This window comes from Chitinophagaceae bacterium, assembly GCA_016717285.1.
GTDB lineage: Bacteria > Bacteroidota > Bacteroidia > Chitinophagales > UBA10324 > JACCZZ01.
In genome coordinates, this window is the sequence record JADKFU010000005.1 from 52,739 (window position 1) to 69,090 (window position 16,352).

Here is a 16,352-nt window from a genome sequence, read left to right on the forward strand (position 1 = left end):
CAAGGATAACTCAATAATGAAGTTTGTTATAAGGGAAATGACAACTATTCAAATGCAATAACAATAATATATGATTATGGTGCGGAACATTTATTGTTAACTGATCTTGTACTCAGGAATCGTGCACGATCTTCTGCATTCATTTATTGTAAACCATAATTTAATCACTAAAAAAAAGGACTCATGAAAAGCTATTTTACATTGTTCGCTCTGGCGCTGACAGTAAGTTTTTGCGCTGCACAAACCGTAATACCGGAATTAGAGCTGGAAGATTTTGCGGAAGGTTTTAACCATCCGCTTGACATCCAAAATTGCGGCGACAGCCGTTTATTTATTGTCGAGCAACCCGGAAAAATCTGGATAGTAGATGAGAATGGAAATAAATCCGCCGAACCATTTATTGACCTTACTTCAAGGGTTAAGTATGATGGCGCAGAGCAGGGTTTACTCGGACTTGCATTTCATCCTGATTACGCAACAAACGGGTATTTCTATGTCAACTACATCACACTGGAAGGAAATACCAGGATTGCGCGGTTTCAGGTAATGCCAAATGATCCTAACAAGGCGGATCCGTTAAGTCAAAAGATAATACTGAAAGTGAAACAACCTTTTGCAAATCATAATGGAGGTTGTCTTCGGTTTGGCGCAGACGGATATTTGTATATCGGGTTAGGTGATGGAGGAGATGCCGGTGATCCATTTGAGAATGCACAAAATCCCGCTGAATTGCTGGGTAAAATGTTGCGGATTGATGTTAATTCTGAAACTGCTTATAAAATTCCCCCTTCTAATCCTTTTGTGAACGTTGCAGGATATGCGCCGGAAATCTGGGCGTTGGGATTGCGCAATCCGTTTCGATGGAGCTTCGATCGTTTGACGAACGATCTTTGGATTGCTGATGTAGGACAGGATAAATGGGAGGAAGTTAATTATCAGCCGGCAGCTAGTAATGGTGGTGAAAATTATGGTTGGGACTGCAAAGAAGGAAAACATAAATTTGAACCTGCCAACTGCGATCAGAGTGATGTGCTTACAGCTCCCATATATAATTACAAGCATCAGAATGGCGACTGCACTGTTATTGGTGGTTTTGTATATCGTGGTTCTCAATTCCCCAACCTCTATGGAAAATATGTTTATAACGATTATTGCAGTGGCATGTTCCGTGTTCTTTATCAGGAAAATAATGAATGGCTCAGCGCAGATGTGCTGCAGGAAGGTGCTTTTGAGTATGTTACTTTTGGCGAAGATATTCATGGAGAATTATATTCAGCCGACATTGAAGGAGGTGAAATATTTCATGTGATAGATGTTTCTCCAATGAAAACCGGAGTTGCCTCCAGCCAGGATGCGCTTTCACTTTACCCCAATCCAACCAGTGGTCAGTTTACCGTTAATTGGAATGCACTTAACAGCAGTAACTGCACTATTGAAATAATTAATGTGATGGGCCAGAAGATGCTGGAAGAAACCCGCTTAGCCAATAAGGGAATCAATACATGGACATTTTCAACTTCCACACTTTCAACAGGTTCTTATATGATGGTTATCCATACTGATAGTGAAAAATTATTGATGAAGAAATTTATAGTGGAATAATCAAATCATAAAAAAATATATTAACGAGGTCATCTGAAAAGGTGACCTCGTTTTTTTACAGGTGCTCTTAGTTTTTTATTGCTTCGAAGGATTTTATGATAGGAATAGTAACAAACGATGACTCTTATTCTTGAAGAGATATCACTGACTTATCGGTTGAATATTAACTGTGCACTCTTCCATCAGGATTCAAGCGTAATCTCAGCATTGATGATCATTTTCATGCTAAAAAATATAATTCAGGGAATGATGATCCTGACCCCGGGATTAATCAAATCTGGCGTATTGATTTTGTTTTTATTTGCTTCATATATTTTTTTCCAGTCTTCCTTTCCATAAAATTTCATTGCGATTCCGGAAAGTGTGTCACCGGGACCAATGATATACTCGCGCCGTGTTTCAGGAACTCTTATTACAGGAATTACTTCCTTATTGGTCTTTGATCCGAAAGATTTTTCATGCTCTTTTTTGTAATAATCCATTTGTCCCATCACATTATTTTTTTATGAATTAAAATGATTTAACTATGATATTTTTAGAAAAAGGGGGAAATAATTTCCCATGCTGAGTACCTAAATCTTCATTGTTTGGGTAATCAGTCATTCTGTTTTCCGTCTGGAAGCGATGAAACGTTCTCTGATTATACAGCTGCGGTACTTTCATGTGTATTTTATTTTCGGTTCGTCGCTGCCGGATGATATTCTTTCGACAAGCATAAGGCCAATATATTGATGATGATAAGATAGTCGTCAAGGGTCCTTAACATAAGATTCAACAGGTTCAGCTACTCCTTTTCCTTGTTTAAGGATATTGAATGGTTCGAATGGCAGTGGCAACATATTTTCACCTTAAGATTGCGGTTTAGTCTTTGAATCCGTTCCCCACATGATATAATTAACTTGAAACATTAAATAAAAATATTAACCATGAAAAAAAATACTCTTTTCTCTTTAGTCTTGTTACTTATAACTACCATCTCTTTTGCCGGCGTTTCAGTTGACTGGATCCGCAGTACTGATAACATTCTTTCCAATTCGGGCACTGCAGTTGCCCGCGACAAAAAAGATAATGTCTATACCACCACGCACAGCAGCGGCATTTACTTTACCAAGCGCGATAAATTTGGCAATTTTTTGTGGCAGGTGAGTTCTACCACTACCATTCCTTTTAATTATGAATACCCTTCCTGGATACATATTGATCCTCAAGGAAATCCGGTAGTAGTGGGTTTTCGCTATACTTCACCCAGCGAAGGAAAGCATGCGAACTCACTGATCGTTCTAAAATATGATCCTAATGGAAACCTTGTTTACAAGAAAAATATAGATGGGGATTACAGCTACTTTCAAAACAGTCCGCTCAGCATGTATTGGACGAAGATTACCAGCCAGATGGATTCATCAGGTAATGTTTACATCGGAACTTCTGGTGGCGTTACAGGTTATCCTTCCGGTTTCACGGTAGTAAAGGTGTCTCCCGCAGGAACCCTTCTGTGGGTTAGTGCAAAAACATTTACTTCATCCACCTCTTTTCATTTTGTAAACAACATCCGCCTCAAAGCCGACAGGATTGCCGTTGCAGGTGTTACTGCCTACTCGAGTGCTAATTCAACGCATTGGGTACTGGATACAACCGGCACCAGCTTGTGGAATAATATTCAGGAGGGTATTGGCGGGAAAGATGCAGCATTTGATAAAGCAGGTAATATTTATTTTCTGACATGGGTATCTCCCAACTTCAGCGGTGATGTGCGTGTCTATAAATTCAATCCTACGGGTTCGCTGTTATGGCAAAAAAACTATGATTTCGGTGGAAGTGATCTTGCTTCAAGAATGGAATACAGCAGCACTGATAATTCCATAGCAATAATGGCTTATGGCAATCAAAATCCTCCGGGAAGCCTTTACGTGGACTGGATCACTTTTAAAATAAAAGCCAATGGTGCACTTGTATGGTCGAAGCGGTATGATAAACATTCTAACAATGATGAGATACCGGGTATGATGGCCGTTGATAAAGACGGTGATATTTTCGTGGCAGGAATCGGTGGTCCATTTCCGGGTGGTTCCAATCTCGGCAAGCGACAAATGGTGACAGTTAAATACAGCACAGCGGGAACTGAGGAATGGGTGTATGCGCTCGATACCATTAATGAATACAATGAAGGAGTGGGAATTGCAATCGCTAAAAATGGAAGCATCTACGTGGTAGGAAGTGTAAATACTTTACTCGTCCATCTTCTCGATAATACCGGAACTGATCCCTGCAATGTGCCTGTGAATATCAATGTATCAGCCATTGCGAATCAGTCTGCTACCATCAGTTGGTCTCCTGTTGCCAATGCTTATCTCTACCACATACAATACAAGACTTCCACCTCACTGGTGTGGACTCAAATTTCAACCAACACCACAAGCTTTACCCTTACCTCACTAACCGAAGGAACTACTTATAATTACAAAGTCGAAGCCGTTTGCAACAGTGGTCCTACCGGTTTTTCGCCGGCGGCACAATTTACTACACTTGGCACGGGCTATTGTGCTTCCAAAGGATTGGATGCAAGCAAAGAATGGATCGACCTTGTTTACCTTGGATCACTTCTCAATAGCACACCGGACAGTGATGGCGGCTATGCCGATTATACTTACCTGAGTGTGGACCTGTTGCAAGGTGGAAGTTATGATATCACCCTGAGCGCGGACATGAACCCTTATGGATCTACAGAATATTGGCGTGTGTGGATTGACTATAACCAGGATGGTGATTTTACTGATGCAGGTGAACAAGAGGTTGCCTATAAATCGACGCAGATCGGCTGGGAATCACATACATTCAGCGTGCCGGCCACAGCAGTTACCGGACCTACACGCATGCGTGTATCCATGAAACACGGAGCCGCACCGTCACCCTGTGAAATATTCAACCTCGGAGAAGTGGAAGATTATACGGTGAATATTCTTCCTGCTAAAACTGCAACGGATATGACCATAACCAACAACGCATCTATTGCAGATCTGTTCTTATCACCTAATCCTTCAACCGGCAGTACGACCATTTCCTATAATGGATTTGAAGGAAATATCACACTGCAGGTTTTTGATGTAACGGGAAAACTAACAGTGGAAAGTGTGATCAGCGGAACAACGCTTTCGTTGGATGTAAGTGAATGGACACCGGGAATTTATTTTGTACGAATGACTGATGACGCAGGTCATGCAGCTTCGAAAAAATTACTGAAGCAGTAAGTCTGATCTGTTAATACAATGTCCTGCAACTAGGATCAAGGCTGTAGGGCATATTTTTTACTGTTGTTCAACTGAAAGGTGAAACACTTGCTTCTTTTCTTAATAATACAATTGAAGTTGGATTCAGTTTTATGAAATTTGATTTCATATCTGTGCTGGTTACCTGTCATTCATTCTTTATCATATAAAAATTACAGCATGAAAAACTTCCCTTTTTATTCAACGTCGCTTTATTGCTGAATGTATCACTTGGTTGTGTGGCTTTAATTCGAGTGGAGTGAAATGGAAAATTCAAATTAATATCTTTCATCAATGCTCTCGTACTTATGTCACCGAGATTAATAATGCCTCATTTAGCGGCAAGGAATGTTTGTGCTTTATTTTATCAAGCGACCGCTTTCACTGAATTCTTAAATAAGAATTTGTTTTATCCAACTCTTATCAAAGGCAAATGAGGGTATCACATACATTGCAATTAATATCTTTATATGTGACACGGACACATAATTTATTAATGATGAGTTTACAATCCCTGGGTACATTAGAAACAGGCAATGATAAATTCATCGGAGTTGAATACGTTCCAGGTGCCAATGGATTGCCTAAATCCCACTGCAATTGTCCGGGACATTCATTGTTGTTAGCTCCTGGAGGCAACACTATGTTGAATTGGTTATTCCACACAAGGTTGCCCATGGATTGATTAGCAGTTGCAGGAAATAAGCATCCTCCACTTATAGCATCTATATTACAATTCTTGCAATCTTTTTTATCCCAACTGTATGAGAGGTCTGCAATGCTCACCGTCACTTGTTGCAAAGAAGTGAGAGCAGTAAAATTTAATTGAATTCCCTGCAAGTTATAAGTTGGATAAGCAGTGCTATTACCCAATGCAATACTTGCAGAACCCAAGGCCGTCTTGCAAGTTGAACAATCCTTAGAGGAATCAATCGGGCAGGTGGTTTTTAACGCATTCACTACAACGGTAGGCAAACTCCATGCGCCCTGGGTAATACCTGATAATTGAATTCCATTAGGTACGATGCTGGCAGGATAATTAATCGGGGTGGGAATAACGCTTAGATGATATGCAGTTGAATTAATTACTATCGGAATTCTCCTGCCTATATAAATCTTTCCATCAGGGCCCAATTGGAATTCTCCATAGTCAGGAACACTTGCATTTGTTATTGGGGGAGGAATTATTTGTGTAATATACTGTGAGGAAAAAGATAGAATATTAGGATTGGTAAAATTGGGGATATTGAGATTGATTAATCCAATGTTAATCTGATAGACAGAATTATTTACACTTGAATTCCCTCCTACAAATAGTTGCTTGCTGTCCGGGGAAAACTCCAATCCATAAATAAATCCTGCTGGCGAACCGGGGAATTGAAACTTTTTGGGATTAGAAAGTAGTCCGGTATTAATACTAAAATCAAACACCTCCACATATCTATCAGTATAGACTCCCAGTGCAACCAATTTTCCATCCGGAGAAAACTTCATTTGGCCCACTGCATTTTCGCCATTAGCCTGAGTATTAGCATTAGTAAAAATATTTGTAGGTTCTTGCGGTGTCGACAAGGCTGGAGCGTTGCCGGCTAAAGGAACAGTAGTCACTCCGGCAGCAGTTACCTTATAACAAAGAAATCGCTTAGTGTGATTAGGGCTTGATGATGGAGGAATGTTAAAACCATCATGTGGATCATAGCCGTGGGCCAATACCCAATAGCTGTTAGTAGTGGCATCATAAATAGCCGTTAATTTTTCAGATACACAAGTTATTAAAGGGAGATTTTTTGTTGCGCTGGGAATGTATCCATTTAAATGGTTAGCATCAAACACAACTGTTGTAAAACGTAATCCATACGCAAAAAGACTCGGATCATATCCGCCTGCAGGCGTCCCAATGCCATGTACAGCACCTTGTCCACTGCTTACGGTAAAAATGTAAAATGTATCGCATTTGCAATCCCTGCAATTCTTTGCTTTAGGCTTGGGAACAATAATGGCTGCTTGAGTTGCTGAGACGTTACCATCTAATCCATTTCCGGATTGAACAGGCTGATTGTTGTCATCCAACATCACACTGTTAGTTCTATTCCATACTGAGACACCATCAGTATAAAACAAGATATTCCCGTTGACATCATTTGCTACTGCACATCCCTCATTGGAATTCGTATTACCTTGAGGCGTAGTAAAAGAGGATGTTGATCCACTTATAAATTTGATTCCCGCATTAAATCCGAAATACCATATTTGAGCATTGGAAGATAGTGAGAAGAATAAGAATAGTAACGATAGAATTAGTTTGTGCATTTTTTTAGTTTTTATAAAAATGACATGAAGATTTATGCAACAATGTAATCCTTATTCTAACATTATTTAATTATTCTATATTAATTGGGGTAGTAAAAAAAAGAAGAAGGTTAAATCATTAGCAGAGAACTTGCCGGCATTCATTATCTCTTTAGATTACAAGGATGTGGAGTAAATTTTAATCAATCCATTTTTTCTACCACCTAAACACCAATCCCGCACTAGCCCCAAATGCAAAATAATTTGACTTCGCATTTCCCTCGTAAATGGATTTATAAGCGTCAGTAGTTTTATCAACGAATGTATAACCCGACGACTTATCAGCCATTGGTGCGAACACTACATTGGCGCCAAACTTAAAAGCAAACCTGTCATTGTCGTTGAAATTATAACAGGCATCAAATTTTGCATGGAAGGCAATGTTGCTTCGGGTGAAATTTTTTGTTTCGCCGTTGTATTTTTTACCGGAAGCAAAATCGTATCCTGCCTCATTTAACATATCAAACACAGCCTGAGCGCCTGGCGTTTGGGATTGCGCATTGATGCTGTCTGCAGTCATGAAAACATTCCAGGTGGAGCTGTAATCAAAATTGTTGTAATAGGTAAAATCATTTTTGTTGATGGAATCAACCTGGTAGAGTCCTTCAAAATCAACAGTGGAGTTGTATTTAGAGGAATTGGTAAATAACATGAAAGAAGGCCCGGCGCTGAACTCAATTTCCCATTTGTAAAACCTGGCCGGATCTTTTGGAAGTATAATTTTCCGGTACTTGAAGTACAATGGAAAATCTGCGATCCTGTAGGTCAGGTCTTCCTTTGAACCTTCTTCCAGCGTAACAACACGGCGATAATCATTGGTGCCATCATTTGATTTGAAGACATAAACGGCGGGCGCAGTAACTTCATAAGTAGTTGTAAATTTTGTGTAGTTCGCACCTATTGAAATACCGAAGTTTTTCTTTCTCTTGCCGAAAAAATAAGAGAGGTCCACACCAATAACAGGACTGATGCTGAAGCCGGGATTTGATAAACTTCCTTTTTGAGATTCAATTAAGTCAACCTCGTTGTAACCAAGCTGATCAGGCTCCGGCATGTTTAGTTGTGTTGAATTCAACTGGAATCCGACATACTCTGTAATATCGAAATTAGAAACAAAAAAATCGGAAGGACATCCATTGTTTCCGGTTGAACCATAAATAAAATCGCAGTCATCTTCTGTATCTGCAATTTCGTCGAGGTCACTGTCAGTGCAGCCATTCGCAGTCAGGTCGCCGCGTTGTTCTTTACAGTTGTCTTCCTCATCAATCACGCCGTCGTTGTCCGCATCATTGGTGCAACTATCATAAGCTGTTGCAGTAATCCGGATGCTGTTGATCTTCATCGTATCATTCTTCACGCGCAATTGTATAAGCATCGTATTCTTTGCTATAAAGTGAAAGGCAGGACTTCCTGTTTCTCTCACGCTCCTGATTGCTGCAACAATTTTGCCGGTGTCATCTTTGCCGATTTCGATGGACTGCTTATCATACTTATATTTTATCAGGTTCAGTGCAAGCGCGCGACTGGAATCTGCATCAAAAACATATTGCCGCAATTTTTCTCCTGAAGTAGTTTTGGTAAGCGTAACATTTATGATGGTATCATGCGCATTAAAAGTTCTGTCATATGTGATGTCAGCAATTTCGATTTTTATATTTCTGAAATGCAGAGCGAGATCATGTGCATAGAATTCAAATGTTTTTGTGGAAGTTTTATAAGGAGCAGGATCATCTGACGACATTGGATGGAAGGTCGCATCAATCTCATCATCAACTGTAGCATCGCGCCAAAACAATTCTTTAAATTTATTAAAGCCCCTGATATTAACAGCTTCATTTCCATCTTCATGCAAACCGACATTCCACGAACTGATCAGGTCGTTGATCAAAGCAGTATCAGATTTAGCCTTGCCGGTTTGTGCAATGGTAATTACCGGAAGCAGAAATATGAAGAGTGTAAGGGTATATTTCATCCTGTTTTGCATTTAATGCGCCACCACCATCCGCGTGGCCTTTTTTTGATGATCACTGCTTTCCAATTCAAGATAATAAACACCGTTAGGTAAATTCAGATCTTTGATGGTTTCATTACTTTCATAATTATTCTTGATGAAGCTTGTAATAAAGATCACTTCACCCAACGTGTTATAAATTTTTGTTTCAATGCTTCCGTACATGTTTCCGGTGAGGAGAAGATTGAAACTGCCGGTTGTCGGATTCGGGTAAGTCTTCAATTTTATAGCAGCATCCGTTCCTTCATCAATCAGTTTTCCCGGAGGAGCATACGGTCCATTGTAATATACCTTGCTTTGGCAGTCGCTTCTTTTGAGCAAAACCCAAAAACAATAAGTTGAGGTATCCAATTGTGATCCGCTCAGATATTTTGATTCCGGAACAAATACCTGGTACACCTGGCCGGGAATATTCTGTGGAGGTCCAAGAATCGTATCATTCATTTTTAAATCATAACCCCATTGGTAACCGCTGTCAATTGACATGGAGTTATCAGGATAAACCAATACGTTGCCTGGCTGTTTCAGTATAATTTTTCTTTCTGCAATAGAATCAGGATTGGTTGTAACATTTACTACCTGTATCACGGAATCCGGACAGCCGCCTAATGAATCATTGTTGAAAGCGATGACTTTGATCTCCACCTGACCGGTTGTGTTGTTGAAAGAGATAACTGTGTTCGGATTGTTTGCATTGCCAATCTCCACAGCATCAGGAGGATTAGCGGTCCACAGATAAGTGACACCATTGGCACCTTGCGGATGATCAATATTAAAATTGATATTGCCTGATCCACCACAAACTGTTACCGGAACAGCATCGGGTGAAAGAGAAGTGAATGAAGGCAGCGGCGGTGACGGATTTACCTTCACACTCAGTATAGCATGGTTTTCACAGGTTACCACATTGGTATAGGTTAAAGTGAAATCATAATAAACGGTAACCGCCGCAAAGGTGACGTTATCTATTGATTCATTTATCAGACTATCATCTCCAGTTCCCGCAGGATTGCCAATACCGGCAATACTATCCCTGCTCCAACTGAAGTGGGTTCCGCTTGTTGAACTCGTAGCGAGGTAATTAAAGAGAACTCCGTCGCAGATGGAAGTATCTGAGGCGCTGTTCATTTCAGGTGTAGGGTTTACGGTCACCTGCAAATATTGCAGATTCGTACAGGTATCAATCGTTAAAGAAAAAATATATTCTACCGTGATGGGGTTTTGGGTGGTGTTCGTCAGCGTTTCATTCACAAAGTTATTTGTACCTGAATTGCTGAAAGGATTGATACCATTTATATGTGGCCTGACCCAGGAGAAGGTGGTGCCTTGTGTCAGACTTTCTGCCTGGTAAACATAGAGCATATTATTACAAAGGGTAGTATCAGCATCGCTATTCAGCACCGGCGTAGGGTTAATGGTTATGGTAAAGGAATATACCGGACCATCGCACAAATAAGCTTTGGCGTAAACCTCAACTGTATCAATGATAGGAGAGGTTCCTGCATTCAAGGCATCAAAAGCAGGGATGCTACCACTGCCATTTGTTCCGAAACCAATATCAAGTGTGCCTGACCAGAAATATTCAGCACCGGTAACATTGCTGCTAAACGGGATCCCTGTCACCAACACATCATTACAATAAATCTTATTGGCTACAGGATCAACTTTCGCAGATGGGTTTACCGTAACATGTACATTTTGTAAATAAGAACAGGTATCAATAGTCATCGTAAATACATAATCAACAACTATAGGAATATTGGAAGTATTTGTAAGTGTTTCATTGATCAGATTGATGTTGCCTGAAGCCGTTGGATTGCTGATGCCGGGCACAGCGGCTCTGTTCCAACTGAAGCCAGTTCCGACGGCGGCGCTTTCGGCCTGGTAAACAAATGGAATGCTATCGCAGATGGTGTATGCTGTGTCGGAAGTTAAAGTGAGTGTTGGATTAACTGTTACAAATAACAAACTGATGTTTTTCACAATTTTGATGTGATAAGGTAACAATGTAGAGTGCTGTAACAGGATTGGCTATTGAATCATGCAACAACTCATTTATCGGCTCGTCTGTGCCACTATTGGTACCCTGACTGATACCCGGAATAGCAGGCCGGTTCCATGAAATGGTTGTGTTATCCGTTACCGTTAAAAGTGTTTTTGAAAAGACTGCATCATTGCAAATAGAAAAGAATATTTCCGGGTCACTAAGTTCTGGTGTAGCTTTTACTGTAACAATTAAATGCTGACTACTTGCAGGGCAACCACCGGATCCAATAGTGAAAGAATAAATAACATCAATATCATCTGGCGTTGTGTTATCAAGTGTTTCATTGATCAGGTTGATCGTATCTGAACCTGCAGGATTGCTGATGCCCAGTACAACAGCCCTGCTCCAACTGAATATTGTTCCGGGCGTTTCGCTGGTAGCGAGGTAAACAAAGGGAGCGTCGTCGCAAACTGATTCCGTTAAAGAACTATTCAAACCTGCTGTAGGAAAAACGGTGAGTTGCAGCGTATCATAACTAATACAGTTGCCACCGCTGTTTAATTGAAAATAATAAAATACTACTACGGATTCATTGGTGATATTTTGAAGTGTTTCGTTGATGATATTGTTTGTGCCGGAACCGGCTGCATTGCTGATTCCTGAAACAAGCGGTCTGGTCCAACTGAAAGTGGCGCTGATATTGGCAGTCCCGGTATAAACAAATGGACTTCCATTACAAGCACTTTCAAATTTTGAACTGGTAAAAACAGCAGTTGGAATTACAGAAATTGTAAATGATGCTACCGGTCCGTTGCAACCGTCTTTAACAGCAAATACAGTTATAGTTGAGGTCATCGTACTTGTACCGCTATTCAATACAACAAAGCCCGGAATATTTCCTGTGCCTGCAACACCAAAACCGATGTTGCTGCTGCTGGTCCAGCTATATGTATCACCGGATGGATCACTGCTGAAGCTGATTCCCGGAATTGATTCGCCATTACAATATGTTTTGTCCGAAACCGGATTCATGACAGGAGTTGGTAAAACATTGACGGAAAAATCTGATGGTGGTTTCGCACTTTTGCAACCCTTTGCTGTAACAACAACTTTTACAACGGCTGTTTTCGTAACCGCCCCTGCATTCAAAGCCACAAATGGTGGAATATTTCCATCACCCGCTGTGCCGAATCCTATATTCACTGCATCTTTAGTGGTCCATGAAAAAGTGGAACCCGTCACGTTACTGCTAAAAGGAATACCCACACTGTTTTCTTCATTACAAAAAGTAAGATCAGCAATGGAATCCAGCATAGGCGTGGGATGCACCAGGATTTTAAAAACAGATGCAGCGCCTTCACAATCATTGGCGGTTGCATAAACAGTTACGGTTGCGGTATCTGTTTCGTTGCCGGAATTTGTTGCAACATAGGAATTGATATTACTGAGACCTGAAGTGCCGAATCCAATATTCTTATCGGATGACCAATGAAAACTGCACCTGCAAGTGTACCCGTAAAATTTATACCGGTTGCTGCTGCGCTATTGCAATAAACCGCGTCAGGAATTAAATCCACTGTTGGAATTGGATGGACGGTAACCGTAATTATTGCAGCGCAATCGGATAAGTTGCTTGCTGTTACCGTATATGTTTGGGTGACTAACGGAGTTGCAACAACAGCAGCGCCGGAGGTTGCACTTAAACCGGTTGAAGGAGACCATTCATAAGCAGTTGCACCAAAAGCCGTAACAATTAACTGAACTCCATTGCCACTTCCGGCACAAATGGAAGGCGAAGCAGGGAAAACCTGTATCTGGCGGGATGCATCGCTGACAGCATATGTTTCAGTAAAAACACAATCATTTTCATCTGTTACAGTAACGGTATAATCGCCTGCTGAAAGGCTGCTGATATTTTGAGTAGTTGCACTATTGCTCCACAAGAAACTGTAAGGTGTAGTACCGCCGTTTACCGTAATGTTGATTGAACCATCATTTCCACCAGGAGTGGTTGCATTATTTATTATCGCATTGACTTCCAAAGCATCCGGTTCTGTAATCTGGAAGGTTCTTTTTTTGTTGCAGTTTGAAACAAAATCATCAGTTACTGTTACTGTATAGATTCCAGGCACTAATCCGGAGCGATTCTGTGTAGTGGCACCATCATTCCAGAGATAGGTAATGTCACCTTGTTCGCCACTGATTGTTATTTGAATGGAGCCATCTGCCGCACCGTTACAGGTAACATTTGTTCTTGTTCCGGATACAGACAAATTACATTGCGCAAAGGAATGCCCGTACAAACACATCAAAATAAACAGAAGAATGATTTGACTGAATATTTTCATTTGTAATATTTAGTTTTTGCCGTGCTGTCTGCTAAAACCAGCGGATCAAGGTGCGCATCAAGTTCAGCCAGCAGTTCGTCCACAAATGGATTCCAGAGGTAAGAGTGTTTTTTACTGTCACCAGCTCCACACGGTTTTCGGTTGATTTGTGTTTTGTAAGGTATTTGGCAAATTTGATATCACCAATATTCTCAGGCAATTCAATGCCTGACAACTTTTTTATTTGCTCTTAAGAAATCCGCCAGCTTTTCCGGAGTTGATCCCACTTCATACACTATTGCTTGTCCCCTGATGCTTGTTGCAAGAAGATAGCAGGCTTTATTTTTTCACGCATGAAGAAATCAATAGCAGTAACTTTTGAATCCAGTTGGTTTTATACACCGGCTGATTCCTGCTGTCTTTTATAAAATTGATATAACCGATTTCACCGGTGAGCAATCCGAAAAAATCACATCACTTCCTGCATCATAATCCAATGCTGTAACCTGGCCACCCATTGGAATTTTGTATTTATTCACCTGTTGATATTGGCTGTTCAGCATTTCAACAGTCAGTACATTGTCTTCTGTTGCAATCAACAACATCTTATCTGCACTGTCTACTGCAAGTGCACTGATTCTTCGTGGCATTAATTCAGAATTGCCATTGTAAAGCACTTGCAGCTTATCATTGCTGATGGTTACGTCATGACCGTTCCCCAAAGAATACTTTTCGGCTACGTAACCGGTTGGACCACCATCGTTTATTTTATCCATTACATAATCCTTATTCTCTTTCTTGCTGTCGTTTTTATAATTTCCCAATATCAAACTGTAATACAGCTTATCGTACAGTTCATCATTTCTTACATCTGCCTTGTTGTTCGGATCCTCCTGTAAATTCACGAGGTGCCACCAGTAAGAATAGTATTTGTAGTTCAGCCGTTGTTGATTGAATCTTCGTCAGTTGGTCCTTCTCGAATGAGCTTCTGATATTCAGATGCAGCGATGCGGCGATTTTGTTTTAACGTTTGTTCAAGAAGATTTTCGGCTATATTTCTTTGTGTCTCTGCATCTTTTCTTGCTGTCACCGCTCTTTGTTTCTCAAGAATTGCAATATCTTTTAATGAATCGGCAATTTCCTTTTGTGATTCTGCAACCTGCTTTTGTGAATCCGCAATTTCCTTTTGTGACTCTGCAATTTGCCTTTGTGAATCCGCTTCAATTTTAGCTGAATCTGCCACCATTCTTGCGGTATCTGCTTTTGCTCTTTCTGTAACCGCAATTTTTCTCTGACCGTTTACATACACCATTGTCGCAAAAGAAGCAACAGCCAGCAATGCGAAAAGATGATAGCGCCGGCAGCCAATCTCCTTCTGTTTCTTGCAGCACGCTCTTTTTCTTTTTGTAATGCAATGGCTTCTTCTTCACTCTTGAACAGGAAAGCTTTTGCCTTCTCAAAATTATTATCATACCGGTCAGCCCACAGTGCAGTGGGTTGATTCGCGCGATACCACTTCAGGCCAATCTCTAATTCAGGGTTGCGCCACAAATCAGTTTTTCCTTCTTCATACAATTGTGCTGCTGCCGACAAGCGCAGATAAACCTCTGCACTCATGGCTTCTTCATCGGTCCATTTTGTTAATCGTTCCCACACGCATGATGCTCTCATGCGAGATGTCGATGATAGATTTTTCTGATAAAGCAACATCAGGAGGCGGCATTAAAAAGTGCGGCCGGGCTTTCTGAAAACTTCAACGATATTAATTACTTCGTCAACATTTGAATTGGTAAGCGTGCATAAATCTTCTACACTTGTAGGCCTTCGCGTGCCACGTACATCGGCAGCTTTATCGGTAAGCGCTTTAAACATCAGCTCACAAGTGAGCTGTTGTTTTTCTGTTTTTAATTCGGCAAAAGCTTCTTCCGCATGTTGCGAAAGCGCCTTACTCATGGTGCCTATTTTTTCATAATCCGGTAAGTCAATGGGAACAGTCGGCTGATTTTTCATTTGCCATGTATCCCAGGTACGCATCATTGCATGTTGCAGAATCGGCAACTGGTCGAGATTGTTTCCAACATCATTCAGTACGCGGGTTACCAGACGCGGCGCAATCTGTGCACCGCCAACTGCAATAGGTCCGGTAATCGCTTCTCGAATTTCTTCCCGCGTCATGCGTGGTACGAGGTATTGACCTGCATTTATGGCCTCGGGCAAACCACGAAACTGTGCACAGTCGCCGAGGAAATCGGAGCGCATAGTAAGCAGCACATACACCGGAAAATCCTGCTGCTGTGCTGCAGTCAGCAAAAGGTTCACAAAATTCAGCGCGTCGCTTTTCCCATCATTGGCTTCTGCTTCGTACCTGCTGAACCTGAACAACTCTTCAAACTGATCAACAACCACCAACAGGTTTTCTGTTGGAGCGAGGTGTGCCTGCCGGTAAGCCTGTATCAAACCACCTCCACTTCGGCGCAGTGTTGATTCAATAATCGGTTGGTATGGAATTCTGGAGGCAGCAACTTCTTCATATAAAACACCCTCGCGCGCAAGTTCTTTCGACATGTTCCCGATAGGATCATTGCCCGGACGAAAAGTAACGACACGCCAGTTAGTTCCAACAGACAGGAAACCGCTGTAAACAGCAGGCAGCAATCCTGATTTTACCAATGACGATTTGCCACTGCCGGAAGATCCGATTACTGCAAGAAAACGGCTTGCAGCGAATTTTTTAAGCAAGTCATTTATTTCAGCACTTCTCCCGAAAAGAGATAATCCTCGTTTTCCTCAAAAGCGCGCAACCCGACAAATGG

At 41.1% G+C, this 16,352-nt stretch carries 12 protein-coding genes; 2 read left to right on the top strand and 10 right to left on the bottom strand.

The genetic code is table 11. The features are described from left to right. The first annotated feature begins 183 nt into the window (after window positions 1-183). Window positions 184-1,602 (top strand): PQQ-dependent sugar dehydrogenase, encoded by a 1,419-nt coding sequence (locus tag IPO83_10225; protein MBK9731641.1) that lies wholly within the window; start codon window positions 184-186, stop codon window positions 1,600-1,602. A gap of 239 nt (window positions 1,603-1,841) precedes the next feature. Here the strand turns inward: IPO83_10225 and IPO83_10230 are convergent, their stop codons facing one another. Then, a complete protein-coding gene (locus tag IPO83_10230) occupies window positions 1,842-2,093 on the bottom strand; it encodes a LysM peptidoglycan-binding domain-containing protein (GenBank protein ID MBK9731642.1) in 252 nt (83 codons plus the stop codon). Window positions 2,094-2,528: 435 nt separating this feature from the next. On the opposite strand from IPO83_10230, the gene IPO83_10235 reads away from it, so the two are divergent. After that, window positions 2,529-4,847 carry a T9SS type A sorting domain-containing protein gene (locus tag IPO83_10235; protein ID MBK9731643.1) on the top strand — a complete coding sequence of 773 codons (2,319 nt, stop codon included), beginning with the start codon at window positions 2,529-2,531 and terminating at the stop codon, window positions 4,845-4,847. A 441-nt stretch (window positions 4,848-5,288) separates the two neighbouring features. Here IPO83_10235 and IPO83_10240 read toward each other — a convergent pair whose 3' ends face one another. The 9 genes from IPO83_10240 to IPO83_10280 form a co-directional block, all read right to left on the bottom strand. Then, complete coding sequence (locus tag IPO83_10240) at window positions 5,289-7,175, bottom strand: WD40 repeat domain-containing protein (protein MBK9731644.1); 1,887 nt, start codon at window positions 7,173-7,175, stop codon at window positions 5,289-5,291. A 196-nt stretch (window positions 7,176-7,371) separates the two neighbouring features. Then, window positions 7,372-9,186 (bottom strand): hypothetical protein, encoded by a 1,815-nt coding sequence (locus IPO83_10245; protein MBK9731645.1) that lies wholly within the window; start codon window positions 9,184-9,186, stop codon window positions 7,372-7,374. A 12-nt stretch (window positions 9,187-9,198) separates the two neighbouring features. Then, the gene (locus IPO83_10250) at window positions 9,199-11,208 is read right to left on the bottom strand and encodes a T9SS type A sorting domain-containing protein (protein ID MBK9731646.1); all 2,010 of its coding nucleotides are present in this window, start codon (window positions 11,206-11,208) and stop codon (window positions 9,199-9,201) included. Next, on the bottom strand, window positions 11,174-12,541 hold the full coding sequence (locus IPO83_10255) for a hypothetical protein (GenBank protein ID MBK9731647.1): 1,368 nt from the start codon (window positions 12,539-12,541) through the stop codon (window positions 11,174-11,176). The genes IPO83_10250 and IPO83_10255 overlap by 35 nt, the downstream gene beginning before the upstream one ends. A gap of 56 nt (window positions 12,542-12,597) precedes the next feature. Then, entirely contained in the window at window positions 12,598-13,560 is a 963-nt protein-coding gene (locus IPO83_10260; GenBank protein MBK9731648.1) for a SprB repeat-containing protein, read from the bottom strand. 401 nt (window positions 13,561-13,961) lie between these two features. Further along, the gene (locus tag IPO83_10265) at window positions 13,962-14,444 is read right to left on the bottom strand and encodes a hypothetical protein (protein ID MBK9731649.1); all 483 of its coding nucleotides are present in this window, start codon (window positions 14,442-14,444) and stop codon (window positions 13,962-13,964) included. 32 nt (window positions 14,445-14,476) lie between these two features. Beyond that, window positions 14,477-14,878, bottom strand: coding sequence for a hypothetical protein (locus IPO83_10270; protein MBK9731650.1), 402 nt, complete (start codon window positions 14,876-14,878; stop codon window positions 14,477-14,479). Beyond that, entirely contained in the window at window positions 14,839-15,210 is a 372-nt protein-coding gene (locus tag IPO83_10275) for a hypothetical protein (GenBank protein MBK9731651.1), read from the bottom strand. Before IPO83_10275 ends, IPO83_10270 begins: the two co-directional genes overlap by 40 nt. Before the next feature lie 51 nt (window positions 15,211-15,261). Beyond that, window positions 15,262-16,278: a hypothetical protein gene (locus tag IPO83_10280; protein ID MBK9731652.1), complete on the bottom strand. Its 1,017-nt coding sequence runs from the start codon at window positions 16,276-16,278 to the stop codon at window positions 15,262-15,264. Between the last annotated feature and the right edge of the window lie 74 nt (window positions 16,279-16,352).

Coding starts and splice junctions, on each gene's coding strand:
- IPO83_10225 (MBK9731641.1), top strand. CDS start 184: ATGAAAAGCTATTTTACATTGTTCGCTCTGGCGCTGACAGTAAGTTTT.
- IPO83_10235 (MBK9731643.1), top strand. CDS start 2,529: ATGAAAAAAAATACTCTTTTCTCTTTAGTCTTGTTACTTATAACTACC.
- IPO83_10275 (MBK9731651.1), bottom strand. CDS start 15,210: ATGAGAGCATCATGCGTGTGGGAACGATTAACAAAATGGACCGATGAA.
- IPO83_10260 (MBK9731648.1), bottom strand. CDS start 13,560: ATGAAAATATTCAGTCAAATCATTCTTCTGTTTATTTTGATGTGTTTG.
- IPO83_10245 (MBK9731645.1), bottom strand. CDS start 9,186: ATGAAATATACCCTTACACTCTTCATATTTCTGCTTCCGGTAATTACC.
- IPO83_10230 (MBK9731642.1), bottom strand. CDS start 2,093: ATGGGACAAATGGATTATTACAAAAAAGAGCATGAAAAATCTTTCGGA.
- IPO83_10240 (MBK9731644.1), bottom strand. CDS start 7,175: ATGCACAAACTAATTCTATCGTTACTATTCTTATTCTTCTCACTATCT.